The organism is Stenotrophomonas sp. STEN023, from assembly GCF_056760135.1.
This window is the reverse complement of sequence record NZ_JBRREF010000008.1, coordinates 1-18,447: the sequence shown is the minus strand read 5'-3', so window position 1 is coordinate 18,447 and position 18,447 is coordinate 1. Positions and strand designations below refer to the sequence as shown.

At 63.2% G+C, this 18,447-nt stretch carries 20 protein-coding genes; 2 read left to right on the top strand and 18 right to left on the bottom strand.

Translation table 11 applies throughout. The features are described from left to right. Positions 1-227 precede the first annotated feature (227 nt). From ACVOLV_RS03615 to ACVOLV_RS03595, 5 genes are all read right to left on the bottom strand, one after another. Positions 228-860 carry an ankyrin repeat domain-containing protein gene (locus tag ACVOLV_RS03615; RefSeq protein ID WP_277433447.1) on the bottom strand — a complete coding sequence of 211 codons (633 nt, stop codon included), beginning with the start codon at positions 858-860 and terminating at the stop codon, positions 228-230. Beyond that, a complete protein-coding gene (locus ACVOLV_RS03610) occupies positions 860-1,255 on the bottom strand; it encodes a hypothetical protein (protein WP_481553184.1) in 396 nt (131 codons plus the stop codon). The genes ACVOLV_RS03615 and ACVOLV_RS03610 overlap by 1 nt, the downstream gene beginning before the upstream one ends. 2 nt (positions 1,256-1,257) lie before the next feature. Next, positions 1,258-1,770, bottom strand: a complete 513-nt coding sequence (locus ACVOLV_RS03605; protein WP_481553183.1) for an H-NS family nucleoid-associated regulatory protein — start codon at positions 1,768-1,770, stop codon at positions 1,258-1,260. 99 nt (positions 1,771-1,869) lie between these two features. Beyond that, on the bottom strand, positions 1,870-2,157 hold the full coding sequence (locus ACVOLV_RS03600) for a hypothetical protein (RefSeq protein WP_481527125.1): 288 nt from the start codon (positions 2,155-2,157) through the stop codon (positions 1,870-1,872). A 74-nt stretch (positions 2,158-2,231) separates the two neighbouring features. Then, complete coding sequence (locus ACVOLV_RS03595; protein WP_481553182.1) at positions 2,232-2,660, bottom strand: JAB domain-containing protein; 429 nt, start codon at positions 2,658-2,660, stop codon at positions 2,232-2,234. Between the two features lie 272 nt (positions 2,661-2,932). Here ACVOLV_RS03595 and ACVOLV_RS03590 point away from each other — a divergent pair, with 272 nt between their 5' ends. Next, entirely contained in the window at positions 2,933-3,415 is a 483-nt protein-coding gene (locus tag ACVOLV_RS03590) for a GNAT family N-acetyltransferase (protein ID WP_481553181.1), read from the top strand. Positions 3,416-3,444: 29 nt separating this feature from the next. On the opposite strand, the gene ACVOLV_RS03585 is transcribed toward ACVOLV_RS03590, so the two are convergent. From ACVOLV_RS03585 to ACVOLV_RS03525, 13 genes are all read right to left on the bottom strand, one after another. Next, entirely contained in the window at positions 3,445-3,732 is a 288-nt protein-coding gene (locus ACVOLV_RS03585; RefSeq protein ID WP_481553180.1) for a hypothetical protein, read from the bottom strand. Further along, a complete protein-coding gene (locus ACVOLV_RS03580) occupies positions 3,729-4,235 on the bottom strand; it encodes a hypothetical protein (RefSeq protein ID WP_481553179.1) in 507 nt (168 codons plus the stop codon). Before ACVOLV_RS03580 ends, ACVOLV_RS03585 begins: the two co-directional genes overlap by 4 nt. Further along, positions 4,232-4,561 (bottom strand): hypothetical protein, encoded by a 330-nt coding sequence (locus ACVOLV_RS03575; protein WP_481553178.1) that lies wholly within the window; start codon positions 4,559-4,561, stop codon positions 4,232-4,234. The genes ACVOLV_RS03580 and ACVOLV_RS03575 overlap by 4 nt, the downstream gene beginning before the upstream one ends. Positions 4,562-5,215: 654 nt before the next feature. Next, entirely contained in the window at positions 5,216-5,821 is a 606-nt protein-coding gene (locus ACVOLV_RS03570) for a hypothetical protein (RefSeq protein WP_481553177.1), read from the bottom strand. Positions 5,822-6,326: 505 nt separating this feature from the next. Next, positions 6,327-7,352, bottom strand: a complete 1,026-nt coding sequence (locus ACVOLV_RS03565) for an ArdC family protein (protein WP_481553176.1) — start codon at positions 7,350-7,352, stop codon at positions 6,327-6,329. Positions 7,353-7,412: 60 nt separating this feature from the next. After that, on the bottom strand, positions 7,413-7,628 hold the full coding sequence (locus ACVOLV_RS03560) for a hypothetical protein (RefSeq protein ID WP_481553175.1): 216 nt from the start codon (positions 7,626-7,628) through the stop codon (positions 7,413-7,415). A 41-nt stretch (positions 7,629-7,669) separates the two neighbouring features. Next, positions 7,670-8,779: an ankyrin repeat domain-containing protein gene (locus ACVOLV_RS03555; protein WP_481553174.1), complete on the bottom strand. Its 1,110-nt coding sequence runs from the start codon at positions 8,777-8,779 to the stop codon at positions 7,670-7,672. Then, positions 8,776-10,638 carry a DNA primase family protein gene (locus ACVOLV_RS03550; RefSeq protein ID WP_481553173.1) on the bottom strand — a complete coding sequence of 621 codons (1,863 nt, stop codon included), beginning with the start codon at positions 10,636-10,638 and terminating at the stop codon, positions 8,776-8,778. The genes ACVOLV_RS03555 and ACVOLV_RS03550 overlap by 4 nt, the downstream gene beginning before the upstream one ends. Before the next feature lie 61 nt (positions 10,639-10,699). Then, positions 10,700-10,882 (bottom strand): hypothetical protein, encoded by a 183-nt coding sequence (locus tag ACVOLV_RS03545; protein ID WP_481553172.1) that lies wholly within the window; start codon positions 10,880-10,882, stop codon positions 10,700-10,702. Positions 10,883-11,464: 582 nt separating this feature from the next. Further along, the gene (locus tag ACVOLV_RS03540; RefSeq protein WP_481553171.1) at positions 11,465-12,118 is read right to left on the bottom strand and encodes a DNA N-6-adenine-methyltransferase; all 654 of its coding nucleotides are present in this window, start codon (positions 12,116-12,118) and stop codon (positions 11,465-11,467) included. Positions 12,119-12,291: 173 nt separating this feature from the next. Then, entirely contained in the window at positions 12,292-12,798 is a 507-nt protein-coding gene (locus tag ACVOLV_RS03535) for a hypothetical protein (RefSeq protein ID WP_481553170.1), read from the bottom strand. A gap of 68 nt (positions 12,799-12,866) precedes the next feature. Then, positions 12,867-13,646, bottom strand: a complete 780-nt coding sequence (locus ACVOLV_RS03530; RefSeq protein WP_481553169.1) for a nucleotide-binding protein — start codon at positions 13,644-13,646, stop codon at positions 12,867-12,869. Continuing rightward, positions 13,636-15,549, bottom strand: coding sequence for an integrase (locus tag ACVOLV_RS03525; RefSeq protein WP_481553168.1), 1,914 nt, complete (start codon positions 15,547-15,549; stop codon positions 13,636-13,638). Before ACVOLV_RS03525 ends, ACVOLV_RS03530 begins: the two co-directional genes overlap by 11 nt. Positions 15,550-15,752: 203 nt before the next feature. On the opposite strand from ACVOLV_RS03525, the gene mutS reads away from it, so the two are divergent. After that, positions 15,753-18,308: a DNA mismatch repair protein MutS gene (gene mutS, locus ACVOLV_RS03520; protein WP_481553167.1), complete on the top strand. Its 2,556-nt coding sequence runs from the start codon at positions 15,753-15,755 to the stop codon at positions 18,306-18,308. Positions 18,309-18,447: the final 139 nt, after the last annotated feature.

The window sequence follows — 18,447 nt, the reverse complement described above, 5'->3', positions numbered from 1 at the left end:
GCTCCTGCGCTTCGTGGCGGGATCTCCCTACCGCCGGCCCCCTTCCCGGCCGTGCCTGACTTGCGAGCAAGTCGGCCGCGGTGCTTCCGTTCTGATTACGCGTTTTGCGGGTGCAATGGCTTGGGCGACGGGGACAGAATACACAGAAGCCCAAGGCCGGAAAATCGGCGTGGAGCGCGGCTTGGGGTCAGGAAACCCCCGCGTTTCCGCTCGGACTTCTCCGACATTCAAAGGTCTATCCAGTCTCCCAAGGTTTCCCCGCGCGCTTGCACCACCAGCTCAAAGGTGTCTTTCGAAGGTGCTTCGTCCATCAACGTCTCAGGGTTTACCAGGTGCGGGTCGGCACCATTGGCCAACAGCCACTGGCACACCTCATAGTCGTATCCACCACGCACTGCTGCAGCCAGCACGGTATCGCCCTCATCGTTCATCGCGTTGAAGTCGGCGCCGTGCCGTTTCAGCAACGCCATCTGTTCTTCGGTCATCAAAGCTTCGTGGGAAGGCGTGTCCCCCATGTAACCTGCGGCGTTGACATTGGCACCGGCAAGCAACAGCAGCTCGGCTACCGCCAAGTGCTGCTGTTGCAAGGCCGCGTGCAGCGGCCGATCTCCAGGCTTATCCATCGAATGGTGCCAATGGCTTTCGCTCTCCACCTTGGCGCCAGCAGAGAGCAACGCCACACAAGCTTCCAGGTGCCCGTGCTGCGCCGATCGATGCAACGGCATCTCGACGCCGACAAACCAGGTGTCTTCCACCTCAACGGCGACGTTGGGATCCGCGCCCCGACGGAGGAGTTTCCGAATCTCCTCCGCCCGCCCGGATTTGGCCGCGTCGAAAAGCTGTTCTTGCAGATTGCGCACTATCCTCCCCCTCTCTGTTCAGCCAACCATTGATCAGCTGTCTTCCCCTTCAGCTCCTCTGCCAGGTGGCTGGCACACAGCATGGTGCCGTCGGAACGCAAGTTGGCGACCGTGTGGGCAGCCAAAACCGACGCAGCGAAGGCATGGCGCTTGGTTCGCCCTTGCTCTTCCCAACCGGCGGGCAGCGACTCAATCGCAGCCAGTGCTTCCTTGCCCGAGAGATACTGCATGCAAGTCAGAAACGACCAATTGAGCCCCACCTGCTCCCGGAGCCTGGCCACTGCAGCCTTCTCGTCCATTTTTCCCTCGACGGTGTCGAGTAGGGCATGCACCGCTGCAACAGCCTTGCCCTGCACCGTCAGCTTGCTCTTCCTCTTCGGGAACAGTCCACGCACGGTCAGGCCTTTTTCGCCGCTTTCTTCGCTGCATTCTTCGCGGGCTTCTTCACCGCTTTGCCGGTTGCCTTCTTCGCCCCCTTGGCCACCTTCTGGGTCGCCTTCGCGGGCGCCTTCATCGCCCCACTGGCCGGCGGGAACTTCGCGCCGGGGTTGGCCTGGGCCCAGGCCTTGCCCTCGGCGGACTTCGCCCACGCGGCAAACGCCTTGGGGGTCAGCCCGCGGCCCGCCCAGGTTTCCCCGGACGGCAGTCGATACTTCGGGGCCACCTTGCCGAGCTTGCGGCCCTTGCGGGAGGCAGGAGCGGCCTTGGGCGCGCGCGCCGGCTTGTCGTCGAGCGTTTCACCGATGAGCTTGGCCACCTGGCGACGCTGGGCGGGGCTCAACACCTTGGCGAACTTCTGGAGCACGGCCAGCGCCTTGGGCACTTCGCCGTCGCGCTTCTCGACCAGCTTACGCTGGGCTTCCAGCTGTTTGATTTCCGCGTTGATGGACTGAAGGGTGGTCAGGGCCAAGGGGCATCTCCGTTACGAGGAACCATGGGTTATAGCCCATAAGTCTAGATTTCGGCCACATAGTGGCCAAAATCTAGAGTAATCCCCGGCCCCTTCCGATCAATCGCGCTCGACCACGACCGTCCACGCGAAACTGGCCTGCGGCAACCCGGTGTTCGGGTCCGTCCCCATGGTGGCCTGCGGCAAGACGCTGATGACCCGCCACCCCTGGGCGTAGAGCTGCGGGATGGTGAGCGAGCCGGCGGTCTTGCACTCGAACACGGTGTCGTTGGTGAGGGTTCCGTCCTTGAGCACGGGCTTCGAAGAGCAGACCTCTCCTTGCTTGGCGAGAACGGTGGTGGACGCGGCCAACAGCACGGCGGCCAGACCCAGCTTTTTCAGGTGCATAGGCAATCCCCTGTAGACCGCCTTCCTGGCGGCCTTTGAACGATAGCAACAAATGGCGTGGCCATGAATCACGCCTACGCGGCTTCCTTGACCAACTCGTAGTAGGGGTGGCGCTTGTCGTCGAAGATCGCGAACAGCGCGTCCAGATTGCTGGGATCCGGGTTTCCGCTTGGGTGGTTGTGAAAGAAGATGACCGCGGCAGCGTTGTGGTCCAAGGCCTGCTTGGCCACGATGCGGGGGTGAACTTCGCAGCCATCGATGGTGCCCTGAAAGAGGTGCTCGGTCGCGATGATCCGATGGCGGGTATCCAGGAAGACCACGCCGAACACTTCGTGCGGCAAGCCGGCGCAGCGGGCCTTGAGGAAGTCGGCGGCGTCGTTGGGGTCGGTGATGGCGCCTTGGCGCTGCAGGCGGCGCTCCAGGATTTGCGACGCGGCCAGGAGGATGCCCTCCTCGTCCATTGCCAGTTGGTATTGGGCCCGGATGTCGTTCGCTCGCTTCATCTGCTTTCTCCACCGGCGCGGGATGCGCCTCTGGGGACCGATGGGCGAAGCGATCAGCCCTTCCCGCACCCGGTAGCGAGCACCGTCAGGCGCGCAGCGGAGGGCCGAAACACCGTGGAGGAGGCCTGCCCTTGCGGGAGAGGCAAGCGGAGCCAGGATTCCCAGAGAAGAGGCCACTGCCCGGTGGACCATTGAAGCGAGCCGCTGGCTTGAGGAACTGGCTTGGAAGGGCGAGGATGGGCTGGCCTGCATACTCATGGACGGATGCCGCCTTGTCACAGATGACCGACCCCACCAACGCCCTTGTGTCATTCCAGGAAGCGCTGTCCGCTGGGAAGCTCCGCTTGGAGCGTGGACGAGTGGATCCGAACGTCTATCTGCACGTGGACCAGGCCCAGGGCCAACCCCGATTCACCTACGTGCAGCTCGAGGGCCAGATCGTGACGGCGTTCGTGAGCTTCGTCATCAACGGGACGATCGAAGGCCATCCAAATCTTGCTGCGGGCTACGCCGTTCCAGAACCCTTTCGCAATCAAGGGAAGGCCAAGGCCACCCTTGCGGCGGGCATAGCAGAGATGCAGAACGGTTTTCGCGGCCACCCACCTTTCTACATTGAAGCGGTGGTGAGCGAGAAGAACGTTGCTTCATTGAAAGTGGCCGAAGCCGTGCTCGGAGGCGAGGCCGAACGGATCAAGGATTCCCACTCGGGGGAGCCAGCGGTTCGATACGCGAGGAAGTTCGAAACCAAGGCCTGAGATCAAGCCAAGGCAATCATTCGTCGATCTCACCTATTGAGCATGAAATGAAACGGAACGGCCAACATGGCTATGGCGAAAAGTAGGGAAGAACCGAGGATGATCAGAAGCATCAGGCGGAGAACTTCCGTGCCAGTCCAACTCCGGTGAATCCAGCCCTGCCATTTATTTCGGATAAGCGTTAGCCCATCACTCGACGTCCGTCGCTCCGCGATTTCCCGAAGCCGTTCATCCAGCGCCTTCTGAAGGGAGGGGCTGAAGATGGCTTGATTATGGCGTGAGTTCCACCAGGACGCGGCGCTACGAATGAGGTTCATGGGGAGCTCCCAGGCAACCCATAGGGATCGTCCGCCACCGCTTCCCACAAGGCCTCATAGGCAGCTCGGGCTTCCGGCCCCAAGCGAGCCATGTCCGCCGTCATCGCGGCCAGGCGACGTTGAACTCGACCCCGCGCAAGCATGTCGGCGGGGAGATCCCCGGCCTCGACCAGGACGTGGCAGTCGGCTTTGATGGTGTGAACAGGGACCCTCAATCGCTCGGCCAGGGACTGGACCGACTCCCCCGCGAGCACGCCCTTCTTGACCTCCATTCGGCGAGCCTTGGTCATCGCCCTCACCCTTTCGGTGCCCGATTCGGGCTTGAGCCCGAGCGCCTTCAGATCGGAATGAATGGTGGTGTCCGTGAAGCTGTAGCCCAGTTCCATGGCGAGCGCGTGCGATGCCTCAATGGCCGTCATCCCGGAACGGAATACCTTGGCCAACGTTTGGCGCCGCAGTGCTCGCATGTCGTTCACAGCCACACGGTAGGCAGACAGGCTCATGCATCACTCCCCGCTGTCTGCGAGCACAGAGTGCGCTCCCGCAGGGTGACCGGGCTCCATGCGCGGTGTTCCTCCAGGTAGCGCTGCAGGCCCGCATCCACCATCACGTCGCCGCTCAACATCGGCAGTGGTCGATCGTGCTGGTTGTCCCTGAGCATGGCGTAGGCCACCTGCTCCGGTTCGCCGTAGGCCAATCGGTGGGCGTCCAGCAGGCGGTCGATGGCGTCCACGTCCCGGCGGTTGACCAGCGATTCCGTGTAGAGGGCCTGGAGCAGTGGGTCGCGCTGCCCGTCGGCCAGGAAAAGGAGATCCGAAGCGTCTCGCACGTTGACTGGACCGGGGCTGGAAAGACCGTGGGAGGTGGAGCTTTTCCTTTGTATGGTCATCGGGGCCACCGGTCCGAGCGTCCACGGCCAACCATGGGACGAAGAATGCCGGCCGACATGCCCGGCGACGAAGGAGCATCCGGCACGAAAGGACAAGGACGGGTAGGCGATATGGGGACGACCTTCAACTTCAATGGCATGTCGTTATTACCGGCAGCGGTATCCTTCCGCCGGAAAAGACGTTGCCACCAAGCCGTCGCCGGCTCGGAACCTACTTGAATACCCCACCCCTTGCTCTTTCGCAGGCGTTCAATCTGATCCACCGCCTCGGGCGACAGTCCGACGTAACCGTGTTCGTCCATCACCACTGCCCCGGGCGCACGCTTGAAAGATTCAAGCGTTACTGGAGGTGTGGCTTCCTTTCGTAGAAATGAATTGAGTAGGTGGCGGATGCTCATACGCTCCTCCCACCCAGACACCATGCAAGCACGCCAATTACAAGCATGCCCACTGGTGTCCCTACGCAAATCCCCGCCCAGAAACGCTGATGTAGCTCTTCTCGGTGCCGCGCATGAAGCTCTCGAATGGCAGCAAGAATGATCTCATGCCGTCGTTTTACAGACTCCATTTCATCTTCATAGGTGGGAGCGTCCATCAGTAAGTGTCCTGATGAGAGGTGCTCAGGGTCGTTCCATTCCACGGGCCGTCTTCTGCTTTGCTGTTCGAGCACCCACCCCACCCACAGGCCACCTTAGGTAGTTCATCGCGACCGGGAACCGAAGTCATGGTTGTCCGCGGAATCGGCACCACCCGGGTCTTGCTGCCCTTCCCCACCAGGAACACCTGATCCCCCTGACGCACGTCCGAGTCGGCGTCCTGGACGATCGCAATCACACGTTGGCGGTTGTCGCCGAGCTCACGCACGTAGATCTCCACGGCACGGCGGCCGGAGAAGCCGTTCTGGATGGCCGTGCCGGCCACGCCTCCGATGACACCACCGGCCACACGGGCGGCGTTGCGGTAGTCACCGTCCACCTTGCGGGATGCTCCGTAGCCCACCGCGGCTCCGATGGCCGAACCGGCGTTGACCTTCTTGTCGCTCTTGAGCTGGACAGGACGCACCATCAGCACCTCGCCCAATCGGGCGTCCTGAACGGACAAGGCTTCGGAGGTGCCGTAGCGGCGTGAGGAGGTGTTGTCGGCAGCAAAGGCCGAGGGGACGAGGGCGGCCAGTGCGATGGCGAGAGCGATGGACTTCAAAGGACACCTCCATTTCGTGAGTAGGTATCCCTATGCATAACTCGAATTGGGAAACCCGCAAGGGGATCGATATTTCTAACAGATGGATTTTTACGGGCTTACGAACGTGTAAATGCGAGGTTGTGTGCCCGCAATGGGAGCAGAGTCATCGCTGGACCACCTGGTGGGGACACGGCGAGAGGGCGGCAAGAATCGTTCGAATGGTAGATCGGCAGCGTGGCGCATCAGCATGCTTCCAGGGCTGGTTTCGGCCTGGGTTCGGACTCGATCACCCACGAGAGCCATTTGGACTTTCAAGGAAGGCTGGATAGTGACCTGGAAATCAAGGTGCGCGGAGACCTGCGACGCTTCCCCGCCAGAAAACTGCGATCCAGCGTGAGTCATAGGGGTTGCACCCATGCCCATCGCCAGCATGATCCATGCGCCAAACTTGCTAGCCATTCGCTCTCCTTTGTGAGTGGGTTACTCCACTCCTATCAAAGAACCGGCAGCTGGCAAGGGGGAGTCAGACCACCATCACGTGTTCCCGCTTCTTGGTCCGCGCCCGCCCATTGGTGCGAGCCATTTCGACGTTAGGTTTTTCAAGTTCCTGCTGGTTGGCCACGACCGGCTGCCGCTCCTGCTCCATCTTCGGGAGCGGTTCGTGGACGAGCTCAGGGACCTTCAGGAACTCCACCACCCGTTCGGCTGCTGCCGCGGCGCGGAAGAGCTCCCGGGGATCGTTGCGGAGGATCTGGATCCAGTGTTGGATGTAGGCCGCGTGCTGGGTGGGGTCGTGGCCGATGCCTAGGCGCTCGCCCATCAGCATGCTGGAGACCTCCGCCACCAGTTCTTCCTTGGCGTAGTCCACGGAGCCGAAGCCGCCCTTCATGGGACGATTCAAGCGTGAGGGGAAGCCGGTCCAGTGGCCCAGTTCGTGGAGGGCGGTAGCGTAGTAGCCACTGGCGTGGTGAAACGCATTCCGTTCGGGCAAGTGGATGCTGTCGGTCATTGGGCGGTAGAACGCCTGGTTGCCCCCGTCGTGGTGGATCTTGGCCCCACTGTCCTGGATGACCTTCTCGCACGCCTGGTGGATTTCCGGCTCGGGCCGCTGCTCCGGCAGGACCAGTTCCGGCAACCCGTCGATCTGAGAGGCGTTGAACACCCGGGGGAAGAACACCTTGGGGTGCGCCTTGGCAATGAGCTCGGGGTCGCCACTCTTCTTGGCTTCTTCGACCGGTGACCAGTCCCAGAACTCGATGACGCTGGCCTTCTCGCCCTTGCGGACCTGCGCACCGACGGCCGTGGCCTGCTTGTAGGTCATCCACCGGTTGTCCCTCACGTCCCAGGCGGTCTGCAGGGCCCAGAGATGCAGGAGATTGCCGCCTTTGTAGGTCTTACCGGTCGTGGGGTTCATCGGCAGCCCCAGATCCATGCGGGCATCCCAGGGCTGGACAAAGGGTCCGGTGCCCTCCTCCATCTGGCGGATCAGGCGTTCGACGACGTCGCGCGAGTGGCGCTGGAGGAAGCTTTCGCTGGCTGAATCGGACACGACAGGGATCTCCGGGGAGGAAGAGGCACCCTGTCGGCGGTGCGGCTGGTGGCAGGTGGGTTAATCGTGGAGGGTAACGGCTCGGCCTTGCTCCAACGCACTCTCCAGCAATGCCATCGCTCGGTCGATGGTCAGCCGGGTGTCCGGGTTACCGTCGTCGTCCTGCAACTGGAGGCGGATGCCGTTGGGGGTCTTCAGGACCACGAAACGGGGGGACGCTGCCAGGGCGTCCTGGTGGTCGAGGGCGGTTACGTGGAGGGCGTCGGAATGGTCCATGGCTTCAGCATGCGACGGCGTCGGATTTTGGCAAGCCCCGGTTACAAACGCAGCCGCTGACGGGGGGCTTGCTGAGCAGCGACTAGCTCGCCCTGGACGTCGTCACGGGCGTTCCAGACGGCACCGGCGATCACCATGGAAGGCGTGGAGGGGCTGCTTGCATGGGGAGCCGCGGGGGGGGCCTGGTTCAACCGTTCTTCCAAGTGCTGCTGCCGTTCGGTGGCGCGCATCTCGTGGGCCCGATGGTGGACCGCCCCCTCTTCCACGGCCGCCTTCGCCATGACCACCCGATCGCGGTCGTTCGGCTCATAGCCTTGGTTCAACAGAAAGGCCGCGATGTCCATGCCTTGCTGGCCCTTGAGCACACCCACTGCGCTGGCGAAGGGTGAGTGGGAGGCGTTCAACGGGGAACCGTGAGCGACGAGCAGCTTGGCCATGTCCAGCGTGCCGGCGTAGTTGAGGGGGATCAGAGCGGTAGCCGAATGAAGCACGTCCCCGGTGGGAAACAGGTTCTTCAGCGTTTCCGTGGTTCGATCCTTGGCGCCCACGTCGGCCCCTGCGGCCAGCAAGCGTTCGGCGCACCCAAGGTGGTCCGGACGGTTGGGCGTTGAGCAGTTCGTTCCGGCTTGAGCGGCGAGGTGAAGCGCCGTCGTGCCGCTGAACTTGGTCTCAACCGCCACACCGATGTCGAGCTTCAGATAGCCCAGCTTCTTGCCGGACTCGCTCCTGCTGGTGACGTGTTCGATTCGGGCGTTCACGTCGGCGCCGACGTCGATCAAGGCCTCCAGTGCATCTTTTGACCCGTAGAGCGCGGCCTGGCACAGCGGAGTCCGACTTTCGAAGGCTGGACGCTCCAGCTCTGCCCCTGCCTTCACCAAGGTGCGCACCACGTCGGGATGGTTGAACCGTGCGGCTTCGTGAAGAGGCGTGTTGTTCGTCTTGTCGACCGCGTCCAGTGGGGCGCCCGCTTCGATGAGCAAGGCGCACACGGCCGGATGACCTCCTTGAGCCGCCTCGTGCAGCGGGGTGAACTTGTCAGCATCAGCGAAGGCGGGATCGGCGCCCGCTGCCAGCAGCCGGCGGCATTCATCGAAGTCACCCTGATTGGCGGCCAGGGCTAGGAGGGGTTGAAGGTCAGGGGAAATTGTCATGGCGCCTCCACTTCAACGGATGCCACTGACGTTTCGTCCTCGGCCACCTCGGGGTAGAAGAGCCGATGCACCGCGGCATCGATCTTCCGGCGTTCCTCATGGGTGGCGTCTTCGATCAGCGCTTGACCGTAGAGCATGGCAAGCTCCCTGCTCCGCTCGTCCGTGCTCAATGCATCCCACTTCCTTTCCAGGGCTTGCTGGTGCTCGCCCTTCTTTCTCTCACTGAGCTTAGGGTCGGTTCCCCAGGGGCCACAGATGGTGGGACCCACGCCCGGAACCGGCATCACGGTGACGCTGGCGGAGGGTTTGGTGACAGCGGCCTGCAAGACCGCTCCGTTGATCCGCAACCGAACGCATTCTTCCTGCTTGCCGTTGACGCGGCGGTTGGAGCGCACCCCGTCGTCCAGGCCCATCTCCTTCAGGCCACGCCAGAACTGGCGACCGGTGAGGAGATCGATGTCGGCCAGCCCTTGGCGGTAGCCCCAGTTCTTGTAGTTCTCGTAGACCTCGCGCATCGGCAGCGTGCATTCGTCGGTTTCCACACGCACCACGCGCTCGGCTTGCGCCCAGGCCATGACCTGGTCACTGCCGTGGCGGGCGGCCAGCTTGGCGGCGCGCACTGCCTCAGGCATGTCCGCATCATTCTCCGACAGAGCGCGGCCACGGGCCACGATGCGGCGGGCGCCTTCGAGCATCCAATCCAGCACCAGCTGCCCTTCCTCGGCCAGGATCTTCTTGACCAGGTCAGGGTCGTGCTCGTGCTGGGGCACCGCCTTTTTCCAGTGGACCACGGTCAGGCGGCGCCACACACCGTTGCTCTTGTCCCGGATGAAAGGCGCCGAGTTGGACGTGATGATCCACTTCGCCGTGGAGTGGTAGCTCGCCAGCTGCTTCTGGTTCTTGCGGTCGATGCCAATGCCATTGCCAGACACCATGGTCTTGAACCGGCCTTCGGCCCACTTCTCGCACTCCACTTCGTCCACCAGGATGAGGCTGGCACCGATGAGGGGTTCAAGGCTGAAGCGGTCGCCCAGGGTTTCCAGGTTGCAGCGCGCCACCTGGCGATGCATGGCTTCCACGATTTCCGCCAGGGTGGATTTTCCGGATCCTGCGACACCGTGCCACCAGGCGGCCTGACTGTAGACGCCCGGCAACAGGGTCATGCCGCACTGCTCTTGCAGCAACGCGATCACGTTAGGGTCGTCGTGGGCCTGGCTGAGGAACTTGGCAAAGCGCGAGTCAGCCGGCAAGGTCTTAGGCTTGTAGGCTTGGCCCTCCTTGCCACCACACGCCACTTTGACCGCGTGTGTCATGCCCAAGGCCGGGTCGGGTGCGAGCACGTGGAAGCCATCACGGAGGATTTCCACGTAGCCATCGGCCACCGGCACGATGGCCCGCTTGGCTTGGGTCGGCATGGGGTTTTTCTGGCGCAGCCGCAGGGCAGCCATGTCCCAGCAGTCCTTGGCGAGCTTGGGGCTGCCGGCAAAATCGGCGTTGCGGTCGATCCAGTCGGATGCCACGCCCACGCCTTCCGCATCGCTGATCGCCTGCCAGTAGGTGCCGTTCCAGTGGTGGACGATCTCGCCCGTCCCGCTGGTGGCTTGGCACGCCCACAAACGATCGACGCATTCGGTGGTGCGGCGGGCAAAAAGGATGGGGAGAGACGGTGGCTTGCGCTGCCCCTCTCGATCGACCGAGTGGCGGTAGAGCTGCTTGTCCTCTTCGACCTGGATCTTCTGCTTCCTTTGCGACGCGTCAGCACCGAGGAAGCGAGTCGCATCGAAAGGCACGACGTTGGACGAATCGGCGGACGGAGGGTTGACAGCATCCCCATTCGGAGACAAATTGTTGGTAGACATGTTGTGGTTCCTTTCAAACCCTCACCCTGGCCGGTGGGGGTTTGCTGTTTTGGGGGAAGGGTTACGCTGCGCGGGGGAGCGCTTTTTCCAGCACGCGCCGGATGAATTCGCTCTCCGTCATTTCTTCTTCCTCCGCCGCACGACGAAGGCGCTCTGCCAGCGGACGCTTGATGCGAACGTGCTTCTTTACGCTCGCTCGAATGCTGTAAGACGCTGGGGTCGATGGCTGGGGAACGGTGTTCACGGTGACAGCTCCGAGAGGTTGAGGGTTTTGGCGTGTCCCACCTGGGGGACACTTCCAATCAACCACGCGTTGAAACTTCCGCAAGCCCCAACTTCTGACTAAAAGCAAAATCTGCGGCCTCTTCACGCAAATATTCCTAACAATGCGAGTGCTGGCTTTCCTCGTGCTGCTGGCTTTCCATTAGCCAGCAGAGATCGAAGACCAGCAGGAAAACCAGCAGCTGCAACCTCTTGAATCCACATGCTTTGCAGCTCAGAGAAACCCCTCTGCTGGGCTGCTGGGTCAAAATTGAATCGATTTCAAATGCTGAAAAAATGCTGAGACTGTTAGGAATAATTTTCAGTGCATGGAGGAGTCGGAAGTTTGGGCCAGCAGGCCAGCAACGCCCTCCTTGGCGATGCAAAGCATTTAGGAATCAAGCACTTTGCACTGCTGGCTTCCCTGCTGGCTAACGTCTGCTGCTGGCTAAGGGGAAGACCAGCATCTGCGCTCTCCTGCCACCTTCGCCGCCTTATGCGGTTCCAAGCCCACAATCTCCACCAACGTTCCCGGACAAGAAGATGCACGACCCCTTGCGCCTGATCACTCATCGTTGGCACTCCGCTGGTTGGCATAAGCCACCTTCGTCACCCGCTGGATGGCAAAGAACTTCCCGCGCAGCACATCACTCGCCTGCGCCTGCTTGAGATTGCGTGCAGCACGCTGGCCGTAGGCCACGAACACCGAACCAGTCGGCGCCGCCGTGCCAGTGCTTCCATCGGGACGCATGAACTTCAGGCGGCCACGGGTGAGGAGGATCGCGGTGGTGTTGGGGTGGTTGAGCACGAACTCGTGCATCCATGCCGGATCCATGTGCGCCGGCACCAGCGCGACGCCGCCACCGGGATGGTTGGCCAGCTTGGCCATCCACTTGTCCATCCCCTTGCCGTAGGGCGGGTTCAACCACACGAAGGCTCGCGGCCACCACGGTGTGGTCAAGCCATCCTGGCTGGGCGTGATCATCCGACGGGCCGTGCGTGCCGGCAGCCGTGAGGGGTCTTCCGGCGTGCAAGGATCAAGGTCAAATCCTTCCGGTCCGCCCAGCGCCTCCACGATGGCCGGCGGGGTATACCAATCGACGGTCGAGTGGTCCTTGTCGCAGGCCTTGTAGCAAGTGATGGTGAGCCGGGTGGCCTTGGGCGCTGAGAGGCGCTTGTGGCGCAATTCCGGTTTGAACTGAAGAACGTTGGACTGCATGTCGATCTCGCATGTCGTTCCCGATCGGAACGGACACGAGATTGCAGTTCTGAGCCTGTAGGCCTTCCACGCGAAAACGCCGCTTTATCGGGACAACTGTCCCGATAACGGCCGGGAAGCATTGGTGCGCTTCGCTTGAGCGTTTCCCGTTAAAAAAGATCGGGATGTGGGAATTAGCCGGCGGCTTGAACGGCGCGTTCGGCGGAGGCCTGAAGGACGCCCATGGCCCAGTCGTGGAATGGTTGGCGCGCCTCACTGCTGACCCACGGGGCATCAAGGGCTTCAATAACCGTGAGGGCACGCGCTGGCAGTTGGGGATGAAGCGACGCAAATCCCACCAGGCGATCGGCGGAGTTGTAGGCCCAGGGAAGGTCCTGCTCCAGGCCTTCAAGGCCACGTTTCTTCAGCGCGGCCACGATGTCCTCCAGGCGCTGAGCCAAGACGTCGGATTGAATGCGTTCGGCACCGGCGCATCGCACCACCGATGACCACCGGTATTGCGCGCCCTGGCGATTGCTTTTCGCTTGCCGATGCTCCGGGATCAACCCTTCGTTGCGTTGACGACGTTTCTTCAGTGCATCCTTGGAGATGCCCAGCATGTAGGCCGCGACCCCTGGCCCCACCCATTCGCGCGCGCCTGCTTTCGCTTTGGCCAGCTCTTCTTCTTCGGTGACGGTCAACGCAAGGGGGCCAGGCGCCTTAGGCGGACGGCCAGGCCGTCCACCCATGAGGTCATTTTCGCGAGTGCTCAAAGCCGACCGCTCCCTTTCTCAAACGGCCGGACCGCGTTGCCTTCCACCACATTGCCGCTCAACCGCTCTTCCAGGTCACTGGCACGCTGGCGCGACCGCGCCGCCTCGATGGCATGCTGGGTTGCGGCGAGGACGCCCAGGAACGCGTCCTGGTAGGGCTGTCGGCTCTCGGTGTTGATCCACGGCTGGCCCAAGGCATCTTCTACTGTGCCCTCCCATACTCCGCCCTCGGCCAAGGCCTGAGCGAGCGTGGCGTCGTCCACGGCCAGGACATGGCCCGCAATGCGATCCCCAAGCAGCGCCCAGTCGTGCGAGACCACCGCCACGTCCGAAAGGGTGGCCAGGTTCGCGATGCGGCCCAGCTTCTTCTGGAGCTTGGCCAGTTCTTCCTTTGCCTGGCGGAGGGAAAGCTCCAGTTCCAGCTCGCGCACGCGCTGCTGCGCCAGATCCAGGTCGTTCTGCAGGCGGCGTTCTTTCGGTGACTTGCCAATACGGGCCTGCTGCCACTCCACCAGGTCGCTGTAGAGGTAGCGCACGTGCTGGTTCAGCCCACCCCCAACCTGCCCCGCCCCTTTCTGGAAGGGAGGACCCAGTGGGGGCGAGCGCCGCCGCCATTCACCCAGGGTATCGAAGTGGACGCCCAGGAACTTGGCCGCGGCCTTGGTGCTCACCGTAGGAGGCGGCAGGCCAGCCGCGGCCCGTTCCAACTCCCGGTCTACCGCCGTGGCCTGCAGCGCCAGGTATTGTTCTTCGGTGCGTTGAAGTTCAATCGTCATCCAGCGCCGTGATCTGGTTGCGGGGAGCAAAGATGGTAACCGGTTCGTCCCGCGACTCGTCCAGCCGGGGCTTGTCCACGCCCTTGAGCCGGTTCCAGACCCGGGGGCTACTGGCGACCATCAACTCCTCCACCTCGGAGAACGCCTCGCGCAGACGCTTCCACTCCTGGTCGGTGTAACGCAAGCTCACATCCGACATGCCCTTATCGTCCGGCTGTGACACGTGGTGGTGGAGCATCTGGGAGACCACCCGGCTGTCTCCCAGGTGGAGGCCGGCGTAGCGTCCTAAGGTCCGGCGCAGATCGTGGGTGGTCAGGCCTTGGTCGACTTCGTCCCGAAGGTCAATGAGCCCGGCATCCCGGCGCACATTGGCCAGGATCGACTTGCTATCGGAGTAGTGCCCGGACTTGCTTCGGCTGGAGCGGGCGGGAAACACATATTTCGTTCGCTGAACCTCTAGCTCCGCCTTTTCCACGGCCTCCTGGAGCCCCGCGATCACGGCCTTGCTCGCACCACTCTTGCGCGCTGACTCCAGCAGTTGCCGAGCGGCGGCTAATTCCTTCTTGGCCGTGGTGTCGTCCAAACGGCCTTCGAAGCGACGGCGCAGGATCCGCTCCGCAAAGTAGGTCACGGGCAAGAATCGGCTCTCGCCCGATTTGGTGTCGCTCATGAACACCTGCGGGCCGGTTCGGCCGGTGTAGGGATTCACCGCATCCGCTGCACCCAGCCAGACCCAGGAAACTTCACGCTGGGACAGCTCGCCCTTGGAACAGCGATCGAACCAGCGCAGTTGCACCGCTTCGCTGCGGCGCGATCCCCAGAGCAGCGTCAGCAGCAGATAGTCCGAAGCGGCGGCATTGTGACCACCCTGCTCGTCTCGTCGGGCCACAATTGCCTTGAGCACCTTGGGGAGGCTGTTGTCATCGAGAGGATTACGGACTTCAGCCCGTTCGTAGTGTTTCCGCAGTTCCCTCGCGCCTCGCACCAGCTTCTTGCTGAAGACGACTGAGAACGGGTTAAAGGACAGAACGAGGGGACGCCCCTCGATGCTGGCCAACTCCAGCTCCTTGCGCAGTATGTGCTTCACGCCCCGGTAGGCGTCGGTGAAGGTGTGCTCTGCCGCGGCCACCCCGGCGGCTTTCACCCGCTGGATGTATTTGCCCGTGATGCCCAACGATTCGAGCTTGGCGGTGTCGAGCTCCGCCCAGTCCTCATAGCCCTTGAGGACGGCTTTCATGTGAGTGGGGACGCGGTTGGAGCGTTCCATGGCACTCCTCCGCATCTTACTGTAGGCGGCCGTGATGTCCTTCTCGCGCAGCTCCTTGACGACCCGGTCGGCCATGGCCACCTCCGGCCTGTCCAACCGCGCGATGCTGTCCCGGTAGGCCTCCACGCTGTTCGGCTTGACCTGCCCCAACGCCATTCGCTCTTCCATGTCCGCCAGGTAGGCATCCATGCACTCGCGAACGGTGATGTTTGCCAGCCGTTTGATGCTCTGGGCTGCCTCCCTAGCCTTGGCCTGGTGGACCTTGGGGTTCTCGCCCGTGCTCAGCAGAATCGCCACCTGCTCCCGCGCTTTTTCGTGGGCCTCGGCCAGGCCCATGTCCGTCACGTTGCCCAAGGCGAAGCGGCGCACCCCGTTGGGGCCGCGGCGGACCATCTCGTAGGTCACCTTCGTCTTGCCCACGTAGAAGCCGAAACCCACGGGGGCGCCCTGACTGGCGTCCACGATCCGGTAGGGCTTGCCCAGGTCGGCCTTGGGACGGGAAACCAACTTGATCCGCCCGCCCCCAACGACCTCCGGCACGACGCTGGTGGAAAGCTGCATCACCTGCGCGTGGGTCAGACTAAACTTGAAGCCCGCTCGGCGGGCACCTGCCTTCGTCGCAACACCGTTGGCCATCGCCGAAACCCCGATCCTTGTCGTCGCAACAGGATTCTGGCCTCAACCGGAACCCGTCGCAACATGATCGCAACAAAAAACCCCGTTACTCGCCGTTTCTGGCCGGTATCGACCGCTACAAACCGAGGCAGATTATTTTGCAAGCCACTGATTCCAATAAAACAAGCAAGTCCAGCAAGGGTGGCGCAGAACACACGCCTTTAATGAAGCAGTTCTTCGCAGCAAAGTCCGAGTACCCGGACCTGCTGCTGTTCTTCCGGATGGGCGATTTCTACGAACTGTTCTATGACGACGCGCGCAAGGCCGCGCGCCTGCTCGATATCACCCTGACCCAGCGCGGCAGCTCCGGCGGCGCGCCGATCCCAATGGCTGGCGTGCCGGTACACGCCTTCGAAGGCTACCTGGCACGGCTGGTGGCGGTCGGCGAATCGGTGGCGATCTGCGAGCAGATCGGTGACCCGGCGCTGGCCAAGGGCCTGGTCGAGCGCAAGGTGGTGCGCGTGGTCACGCCCGGCACGGTCACCGACGAAGCGCTGTTGGACGAGCGCCGCGACACCTTGCTGATGGCGCTGTCGCGCAGCAAGGCCGGCTATGGTCTTGCCTGGGCCGATCTGGCCGGTGGTCGTTTCCTGGTCAACGAAGTCGATACCGACGACGCGCTGGAGGCCGAGCTGGCCCGGCTGGAACCGGCCGAGCTGCTGGTCCCGGACGAGGAGAACTGGCCCGAGTTCCTGCGCCATCGCAATGGCGTGCGTTGCCGCGCGCCGTGGCTGTTCGATGCCGACAGTGGCCGCCGCCACCTGCTAAACTTCTTCAAATTGCACGACCTCAGCGGTTTCGGCATCGACGACAAGCCGCGCGCCACCGGCGCTGCCGGTGCCCTGCTCGGCTATGTCGAGGAAACCCAGAAACAGCGCCTGCCGCACCTGACCTCCATCGCCATGGAGAACGCCGGCGAAGCGATCGCGATGAACGCCGCCACCCGCCGTCATCTGGAACTGGATACGCGCGTTGATGGCGACACCCGCAACACCTTGCTCGGCGTGCTCGACAGCACTGTCTCGCCGATGGGCGGACGCCTGCTGCGACGCTGGCTGCACCGCCCGCTGCGCCTGCGTAACGTGCTGCAACAGCGCCATCATGCGGTGGCCACGCTGATCGACCGCGGCACCGATGCCGACCTGCGCGACAGCTTCCGCGCACTCGGCGACATCGAACGCATCCTCACCCGCATGGCGCTGCGCTCGGCACGGCCGCGCGACTTCTCCACCCTGCGTGATGGCCTGGGTTTACTGCCTGCCATCACCGCGCAACTGGATACGCTGGATTCACCGCGCCTGCAGCAGCTGCGTGCCGAGCTTGGCTCGCACGACGAAAGCGCACATCTGCTGGCCAGCGCCATCGCCGAACAGCCGCCGCTGAAGTTGTCCGATGGCGGCGTGATCGCCGAAGGCTATGACGCCGAGCTCGACGAACTGCGCCGCCTGTCCACCCACGCCGACCAGTTCCTGATCGACCTTGAAGCACGCGAGCGCCAGGCCAGCGGCATTGCCACCTTGAAGGTCGGCTACAACCGCGTGCATGGCTATTACATCGAGATCAGCAAGGGCCAGTCCGACAAGGCGCCGGTGCACTACACCCGCCGCCAGACCCTGACCAATGCCGAGCGCTACATCACCGAGGAGTTGAAGAACTTCGAGGACAAGGTGCTGTCGGCCCGCGAGCGCTCGCTCAGCCGCGAAAAACTGTTGTACGAAGGTCTACTCGATATCGTTGGCCAGCATCTGGAACCGCTGAAACGCTGTGCCGGCGCCTTGAGCGAACTCGACGTGCTGGCTGCATTCGCCGAGCGCGCACAGGCGCTGGACTGGGCACAGCCGGAGCTGCAGGAAGAAGCCTGCCTGCGCATCGAACGCGGTCGCCACCCGGTGGTCGAGGCGGTACGCGATACCCCGTTCGAGCCCAATGACCTGGACCTGCACCCGGACCGCCGCATGCTGGTCATCACCGGTCCGAACATGGGCGGTAAGTCCACCTACATGCGGCAGAACGCGCTGATCGTGCTGCTCGCCCATATCGGCAGCTTCGTGCCGGCCAGCCGCGCAGTGATCGGCCCGATCGACCGCATCCTGACCCGCATCGGCGCTGGCGACGATCTGGCCAAGGGCCAATCGACCTTCATGGTTGAGATGGCCGAAACCAGCTACATCCTGCACCACGCCACCGAACACTCGCTGGTATTGATGGACGAAATCGGCCGCGGCACCTCGACCTACGACGGCCTCGCTCTGGCCGATGCGGTCGCGCGCCATCTGGCCTACCAGAACCGCTGCTACACCTTGTTCGCCACTCACTACTTCGAACTGACCGCATTGGCGGACGAAAGCCATGAAGGCGGCGCCAGCGGCATCGCCAACGTGCATCTGGATGCGGTGGAACACGGCGACACGCTGGTGTTCATGCATGCAGTGAAGGATGGCCCCGCCAACCGCAGTTTTGGTTTGCAGGTGGCGGCCTTGGCTGGCCTGCCCAAGTCCACCGTCGCCCAGGCGCGTCGCCGTCTGGCGGAGCTGGAACAGCGTGGTGGTGAAACCCAGAGTGCTGCGATGGCACCGCAGGCTTTGGATGCGCCGCAGCAGTTTGGTCTGTTTGCCGCGCCGAGCTCAGCAGCACTGGATGCGCTGCAGGCGATTGATCCGGATGAGCTGACCCCGAAGCAGGCCTTGGAAGCCTTGTATCGGGTCAAGTCGCTGATCTGACGCAGCACCCTGTAGTGGGGGGGGGGGGGGGGGGGGGGGGGGGGGGGGGGGGGGGGGGGGGGGGGGGGGGGGGGGGGGGGGGGGGCGGGGGCGCCGGGGCGCGCGGGGGGGGGGGGGGGGGGGGGGGGGGGGGGGGGGG

Coding starts and splice junctions, on each gene's coding strand:
- ACVOLV_RS03600 (WP_481527125.1), bottom strand. CDS start 2,157: ATGCACCTGAAAAAGCTGGGTCTGGCCGCCGTGCTGTTGGCCGCGTCC.
- ACVOLV_RS03595 (WP_481553182.1), bottom strand. CDS start 2,660: ATGAAGCGAGCGAACGACATCCGGGCCCAATACCAACTGGCAATGGAC.
- ACVOLV_RS03585 (WP_481553180.1), bottom strand. CDS start 3,732: ATGAACCTCATTCGTAGCGCCGCGTCCTGGTGGAACTCACGCCATAAT.
- ACVOLV_RS03580 (WP_481553179.1), bottom strand. CDS start 4,235: ATGAGCCTGTCTGCCTACCGTGTGGCTGTGAACGACATGCGAGCACTG.
- ACVOLV_RS03560 (WP_481553175.1), bottom strand. CDS start 7,628: ATGGACCATTCCGACGCCCTCCACGTAACCGCCCTCGACCACCAGGAC.
- ACVOLV_RS03555 (WP_481553174.1), bottom strand. CDS start 8,779: ATGACAATTTCCCCTGACCTTCAACCCCTCCTAGCCCTGGCCGCCAAT.
- ACVOLV_RS03550 (WP_481553173.1), bottom strand. CDS start 10,638: ATGTCTACCAACAATTTGTCTCCGAATGGGGATGCTGTCAACCCTCCG.
- ACVOLV_RS03540 (WP_481553171.1), bottom strand. CDS start 12,118: ATGCAGTCCAACGTTCTTCAGTTCAAACCGGAATTGCGCCACAAGCGC.
- ACVOLV_RS03530 (WP_481553169.1), bottom strand. CDS start 13,646: ATGACGATTGAACTTCAACGCACCGAAGAACAATACCTGGCGCTGCAG.
- ACVOLV_RS03525 (WP_481553168.1), bottom strand. CDS start 15,549: ATGGCCAACGGTGTTGCGACGAAGGCAGGTGCCCGCCGAGCGGGCTTC.
- mutS (WP_481553167.1), top strand. CDS start 15,753: ATGAAGCAGTTCTTCGCAGCAAAGTCCGAGTACCCGGACCTGCTGCTG.